Origin of the sequence: Streptococcus danieliae (genome assembly GCF_025447695.1) — a bacterium.
In the GTDB taxonomy this organism is placed as follows: Bacteria; Bacillota; Bacilli; order Lactobacillales; family Streptococcaceae; genus Streptococcus; species Streptococcus danieliae.
The window spans coordinates 1-1,709 of record NZ_JAOBSU010000176.1 but is presented as its reverse complement, the minus strand read 5'-3'; the positions used below and the strand labels follow the sequence as shown (position 1 = coordinate 1,709).

Annotated in this window: 1 protein-coding gene; it reads right to left on the bottom strand. The window is 41.3% G+C overall.

Annotated elements, in window-relative coordinates:
• Positions 1 to 373: 373 nt before the first annotated feature.
• Positions 374 to 1,687, bottom strand: a complete 1,314-nt coding sequence (locus N4310_RS08370; RefSeq protein WP_262092815.1) for an ISL3 family transposase — start codon at positions 1,685 to 1,687, stop codon at positions 374 to 376.
• Positions 1,688 to 1,709: the final 22 nt, after the last annotated feature.

Sequence of the window (1,709 nt, the reverse complement as noted above, 5' to 3'; positions counted from 1 at the left end):
GGCTCTTTGTCAAGTTGTGTGGAATCCCTGAAAACTGACAGTTTTAGGCTTTTATTATTTAGCTTTTTAATAAGGGTGTTGAGATGGTTTTAACGTCAATCCGAATCCGGCTTCTTTCGAATTTCTATGAGATGCTTTCCCTGTGGTGGGGGACGGCAGCGACCTCTAACGAGTTCCATGCCTTAGTCGGGAACCCAAGTTTCCCGACTCCCCCCGATTCCAAGCCTGGTGGCTTGGAATCTTTTCACCACTGGGTTCCGCATCTCTTCTAATCCTTAGAAGCCTATGTGCGCTAACAGTTCCACTATAAGCATTTGAATCCACTGATAGAAATCCAACCTTCTATCCCTTCCCTCCTTAGAGGAGAGGTTTTTTAGACAGAGTAAACAGTATCAGCCTGCATCCAGTAAATTCTGGCAAAGAGATGCTCATGTTTCCGATAGCCAAAAGCAGAACGTTTCAGAAGCTTGATCTTATTGTTGGTCCCTTCAACGAGGCCATTGTTGTAAGGTACAGACAAAGCCAAGCGTATACTTTCTTCCTTCTTCAAAAGAAAGGCTAATTTATTACGAAAATTTTGAGGTAAAAATTCTGAGCTCCGACTTTCTCGAATCAAATCAAAGAAATAGTCGGCATTTCTATCCTTAAAATAGCCAAGTAATAGCTGATAAAACTCCCAGGTTTCCTTCAAAACAGGACTGTAATTGGCTAGCTCCAAAGCTATGTCTTGAGCTGATATATAGCGATCAAACAAGGGGTAATACTTGGATTCAGAGGACAGACAGCTATAGTCTTTCTGTGAAAGTCTCCAAAATCGCTTTAAACGACGATATTTCTTGGCCTCTTCACCTGAGTGACGGTTTAATTTATTCATTTCCTGAATCCGAATCATCTTGAAGGCATTGGTCAAGTGCTGTACAATGTGGAAACGATCGATTACAATCTGAGCTTTGGGAAAGGCTTTTTTGACCATTGAATCATAGGCTGCATTCATATCCATCACAACAAACTCCACCTTGCAGCGTTCTTCATAGGAGTAACCATTGAAGAATTCTAAGAGCTTATGACTCCGACGATCCTCTAAAATCGTGTGAATCTGCCCACTTTCCCAATTCATGGCGATAAAGGCCATGGCTCCTTCACAATCTCGAGTAGCTTTAAATTCATCGATGGCTAGTACCCTAGGAAGGGGTCTTGAGTCTAAATCATTTATGTAGTGAGCTATTTGCAAAGACGTTTGATAGACAATTTGATAGCCCGTTTTACAGATTGAGGCAACCTTTTTGCAATTAGTCGGATTTTTTAGCTCCATCAAAACTTTGAGATGAAGTTTTACACTAATACTTTTTCTTCTCTTAACGAAATAGTTAGGGAGATGATTGGCAGACACCACTGAGCAGTGACGGCATTTGGAGCGACGGATGGTTAGTTCTAGATAAGTAGGCTGATTGTTGATCTCTGTCAGCTGAATTACCCGCTTTTTAGGAGTAGTACCATGAGCATAGACATCCTTAGTAGACTCCCAAGCAGCTCCACAGGAGGGACAATGACTTGGGCGTTTCTCTAAGGAGCCTTCGATGATTTGAGCCATACGATTGCGTCTATCTTTACGATAAATAAGCCAGTCTTCTTTGAAAGTGATGTCTAGGTCTTGAATTCCGAGTAATTTTTGAGTATTATAATCCATATAAAGCAATTCCTATTCTGAT